We start from the raw sequence: 5178 nt of genomic DNA on the forward strand, positions 1-5178 counted from the left end.
GTCAATATTTCTATCAACTGACACTCCGCCTTCGCGAGCAAGCTCGCTCCCACAAGGTTTTTCGTTGTATTCAAAATCAGGGCTTGACCACTCGACTAGATGATAAGCATTATCATTCGCTCGAAATGGATCAGGTTCCCCCGTGAGTCAATCGCGCTTCAATCATGTCTTTCTCTCTCAGCGCACGTCCCTGCTGCGCACGATCGAGCGCATGGTCAACAACCACAGCACCGCCGAAGACCTGTTGCAGGAAACCTACCTGCGCGTGACGCGGGCGTTGAGCGAGCGCGCCATCGATCACCTTGAACCCTTCGTGTTTCAGACCGCGCGCAATCTGGCGCTGGATCACCTGCGCGCGCGCAAGATCCATTCGCGGACCATGGTCGATGACGTGCCGCAGGACGTGGTGCACAGCGTCGCCGCCCCCGCCAGCAGCGCCGAAGACGCCGCCCACGCCGAACAATTGCTGGAGCGCCTGAACGTGAGCCTCAGTCAACTCAGCCCGCGTCAGCAGCAGATTTTCATCCTCAGCCGCCTGCACGGGCACAGCTACCAGGAAATCGCCGACGAGCTGAATGTGTCCCTCAGCACCGTGCAGAAGGAACTCAAGCTGATCATGTCGATCTGCATCGGTGTCGCCGAGCGCTTGAATGGCGCCTGAGGTTGCAGGCGATTTCAGTCAGCAGCATCGACTGCACTGATCATCGGGCTTTGTTACCCTTGCCCGACTTTTACGCTTCACTAAAAAAACAGCCGTGCACAGACACTGCCGAGGACACACCGTGACGGACACCCACCGCCCGCCTTCGCCTGCAACGGCGCAGGACGCCGCCCGTGCAATGGACCAGGCTCTGGACTGGCTCATCGTGCTGGGCAGTGCGGACGAAGAGCAGACCCGGCAATTTCATGCATGGCTGGCGGCCGATCCGTTGAATGCCGAGGCGTTCGCCAAGGCTCAGGCGATCTGGGACGGGCCGCAAGTGGTGCAGTGTGCGCAGAGTCTCGCCGCGAAGCCGGCGAAAGTCACGTTGCTCAAACGTCTGCGTCCGCACTGGAAACCGTTGGCGACTGCTGCGGTGCTGGTGCTCGGTCTGTTCAGTTTCAGCAACCTGCCGATGCGCCTTCAGGCCGATCATCTGACCGTGGTCGGCGAGCGTCAGCGCCTGCAACTGGAGGACGGTTCCAAGGTGCTGCTCAACACCAACTCGGCATTCTCCAGCACCATCAATGAGCGCCAGCGAGTAGCAAGGCTGTATCAGGGTGAAGCGTTTTTCGAGGTAGCGGCCAACCGGGCTCAGCCGCTGGAAATCGATGCCGGCCCGGTGCAGGCCAGCGTGCGCGACACTGCGTTCGCCGTGCGCTATCTGGACGGCGTGGCGCAGGTCAATGTGCAGCGCGGCGATGTCGATCTGCGCGCCACGCACAACGACGCGCGAGTGCGTTTGAGCGCAGGCGAAAGCATCCGCATCGGGCCCAACGGTTTCGATCGCCCGGGCAAGCTCGATGCCGCGACCGACCTGGCCTGGGTCCAGGGCCGACTGGTGTTCGAGAACTGCCCGTTGAATCAGGTGCTGGCCGAACTGCGCCGCTACTACCCGGGCTGGATCATCAACACCAACGAACAGTTGGCCGACGTCAACGTCACCGGCAACTACCGCCTCGACCAGCCGCTGGACGTGGTGCGCTCCCTCGCCCACATCACTTCGGCGCGCCTGCAGGAATTCCCCGCGCTGGTGATCCTGAACTAAATGAGAATTATTTTTACTCGATAGCGAAAGCCCGTTCGTCTCGTTATAGCCAATGCAATTGATTCGCATCTTCGGAGGCGGATCAGCACCTATAAAGATTCGTGCGACACGGAGCGCTATCGATGTCCTCTCGCCTTACCCGCCAGACTGCTTCCCCTTCCCGCGTATTGTCGTTGCTGACGGCCGCCATCCTCATGGCCGGCACTGCACCGCTGATGGCTGCCACCGAACAACCGGCGCGCAACATGGGTGATTATTCGTTCTCGATCGGCCAGCAACCGCTGGTGTCGGCGCTCAATGCATTCACCACTGTCACCGGTTGGCAGGTCGGCTTGCCGGCAGAATTGGGTCAGGGCGTATCGTCGCCGGGTGTGCGCGGTTCGCTGCCGCCGGAAAAAGCCCTGGAGCGCCTGTTGGTGGGGACCAACCTGAGCTTCCGCAAGCTGAGCAACAACAACGTGGTGCTGGAGAAGCGCACCACCAGCGGCGCGCTCAATCTGGATCAGGTGACCATCAGCGCCACCCGCCAGGAACAGTCGGTCAGCAGCGTGCCGGCCACCGTCACCGTGCAGACCCGCCAGGATCTGGATCGCAACAACGTCAACACCATCAAGGATCTGGTGCGCTACGAGCCGGGCGTGTCGGTCGGCGGCGCCGGCCAGCGTGGCGGTATCAGCGGCTACAACATCCGTGGCATCGACGGCGACCGCATTCTGACGCAGGTTGACGGCGTCGAAGTGCCGGACGGTTTCTTCAATGGCCCGTACGCCAAGACCCAGCGCAATTACGTCGACCCGGAAATCGTCAAACGCGTGGAAATCCTCCGTGGCCCGGCCTCGGTGCTGTACGGCAGCAACGCCATCGGCGGCGCCGTCAGCTACTACACCCTCGACCCGGACGACATCATCAAGCCCGGCAAAGACGTCGGCGCTCGCCTCAAAACCGGTTACAGCTCCGCCGATGAGAGCTGGCTGAAATCCGCCACCGTCGCCGGCCGTGCCGAGCAGTTCGACGGCTTGCTGCACTTCAGCCAGCGCGACGGTCACGAAACCGACTCCTACGGCAGCAACAACGGCACTGGCCTTGAGCGCACCGCCGCCAACCCGGAAGACGTCAAAGCCACCAACGTCCTGGCGAAGATCGGCTGGAACTACAACGAAGGTTCCCGTCTGGGCCTGACCTACGAGAAGTACAAGGACGATCGCGACACCGATCAGAAAAGCGCCTACGGCGGCCCGTACTTCAATGGCGCGCCGACCATTCCCAACAGCGTGCTGCCCGGCGGCATGTACCAGTGGCGTACCGGCAACGACACCATCACCCGCGAGCGTTTCGGCCTGGAGCACAGCTTCGCCCTCGACAGCCTGCTGGCCGATAACGTGAAGTGGAGCCTCAATCACCAGATCGCCAAGACCGAGCAGAGCACCGAAGAGTTCTACTACCCGATGACCCGTAAAGTGCTGCGCACGCGCGACACGATCTACGAGGAAAAACAGTGGGTATTCGATGCGCAACTGGACAAGGCGTTTGCCATCGGTGACACCGATCACGTGCTGACCTACGGCACCACGATCAAACAGCAGAAAGTCACCGGTTCGCGCAGCGGCGACGGCAAGTGCCTGGCGGTCGGTCGTGGCTGCACCGCCATCGGCGCCACCAGCGCGGCGGATGTGCTGAAAAAATCCAGCGACTTCCCGGACCCGACCATCAACACCTACAGCCTGTTCGCCCAGGATCAGATCAGCTGGAACAAGTGGACCTTCCTGCCGGGCCTGCGCTACGACTACACCCAGCTCAAGCCGCACGTCACCCAGGAATTCCTCAACACCGTGGCCGCCGATGGCAACGGCACGGTCAGCGACGAGAACAAGACCTGGCACAAAGTCTCGCCCAAGTTCGGCCTGACCTATGCCCTGACCGATAACTACACCTGGTACGGCCAATACGCCGAAGGGTTCCGCACGCCGACCGCAAAAGCGCTGTACGGGCGCTTCGAAAACAGCACCACCGGCTACAACGTGGCGCCGAACCCGAACCTGGAACCGGAAAAAAGCAAAAGCTATGAAACCGGTCTGCGCGGCAACTTCGAGCAAGGCTCGTTCGACGTGGCGGTGTTCTATAACAAGTACCGCGATTTCATCAACGAAGACGCCGTCACCCCCGGCTACGACGAGCTGACCTTCCAGTCGAGCAACATCAAGCACGCGACCATCAAGGGCGCCGAAGTCAAAGGTCGTCTGAACCTCGATGCGTTCGGCGCACCGCAAGGTCTCTATACCCAGGGCTCGATCGCTTACGCCTACGGTCGCAACAACGACAACGGCGAACCGCTCAACAGCGTCAATCCGCTGACCGGCGTGTTTGGCCTGGGTTACGACCAGGACAACTACGGCGGCCTGCTGAGCTGGACCGTGGTGAAGAAAAAGGACCGCGTCGACGACAGCAACTTCAAGTCGCCGGATGGCGTCAGCAGCCAGTTCAAGACCCCGGGCTTCGGCATTCTCGATCTGGCCGGCTACTACAAAGTCACCGACGACGTCACCGTCAGCGGCGGCATCTACAACCTGACCGACAAGAAGTACTGGCTGTGGGATGACGTGCGCGGTTACGACAGCGTCGGCGAAGCCTCTGTAACGCAACCGGCCAACCTTGATCGTCTGACCCAACCGGACCGCAACTTCGCGATCAATCTGGTCTGGGACATCTGATCCGGACGGCCCTGCGACGCGCATTGTTCAGCGCATCGCAGGGCTTTTTTTACGGTTTGGCACCTGCCCGTTCGTCTCGTTATCAAGCGCCTCTTTTATCAAGGACACCCCATGACCACATCGGAAAAAGCCCTGCGTTCACAACGCCTGAACCAGATCACCCACGAGCCGCACAGCAAGCTCGACGCCCTGGTCAAGGCCCACGCGCCGTTCGAAACCCGCGCCAACTTCGCGCGTTTCGTGGTCGCGCAATACCTGTTCCAGTCGGAGCTGGTAGACCTGTACAACGACGCCGAACTGGCTGCCATCGTCCCGGATCTGCCGGCCCGATGCCGCGCCGAAGCGGCCAAGGCTGACCTGGCGGATCTGGACACCGACATCCCGGCACCGGTGGCCGGTGCGCTGAAAAACCCGAGCAAGGCCCGCGCCCTCGGCTGGATCTTCGTCTCCGAAGGTTCGAAGCTCGGCGCCGCGTTCCTGATCAAACGCGCGGTGGCGCTGGATCTCAGCGAAACCTTCGGCGCCCGTCATCTGGGCGAGCCGGAAGGCGGCCGTGCCGAAGGCTGGAAAAGCTTCGTGCGCACCCTTGACTCGCTGCAGTTCACTGCCGAGGAAGAAGCCGAAGTCGAGCAAGGCGCGATCGACGCGTTCAACCGCTTCACCGTGCTGCTGGAACAGGCTTACGCGACCGAAGCCGAACCGGCCTGACACACCGCAAATTC

The 5178-nt window shown here is 61.6% G+C and carries 4 protein-coding genes; all 4 read left to right on the top strand.

From position 1 onward, the window contains the following. Window positions 1–142: 142 nt before the first annotated feature. The 4 genes from NTD85_RS21745 (at window position 143) to NTD85_RS21760 (ending at window position 5164) form a co-directional block, all read left to right on the top strand. The gene (locus tag NTD85_RS21745; RefSeq protein ID WP_041068631.1) at window positions 143–661 is read left to right on the top strand and encodes an RNA polymerase sigma factor; all 519 of its coding nucleotides are present in this window, start codon (window positions 143–145) and stop codon (window positions 659–661) included. Between the two features lie 121 nt (window positions 662–782). Next, a complete protein-coding gene (locus tag NTD85_RS21750) occupies window positions 783–1748 on the top strand; it encodes a FecR family protein (protein WP_103486268.1) in 966 nt (321 codons plus the stop codon). A 122-nt stretch (window positions 1749–1870) separates the two neighbouring features. Beyond that, complete coding sequence (locus NTD85_RS21755; RefSeq protein ID WP_262143182.1) at window positions 1871–4456, top strand: TonB-dependent receptor; 2586 nt, start codon at window positions 1871–1873, stop codon at window positions 4454–4456. Between the two features lie 111 nt (window positions 4457–4567). Continuing rightward, entirely contained in the window at window positions 4568–5164 is a 597-nt protein-coding gene (locus tag NTD85_RS21760) for a biliverdin-producing heme oxygenase (protein ID WP_103521244.1), read from the top strand. Window positions 5165–5178: the final 14 nt, after the last annotated feature.

It is taken from the genome of Pseudomonas sp. 13B_3.2_Bac1 (assembly GCF_025466205.1).
Taxonomy (GTDB): domain Bacteria; phylum Pseudomonadota; class Gammaproteobacteria; order Pseudomonadales; family Pseudomonadaceae; genus Aquipseudomonas; species Aquipseudomonas fluorescens_H.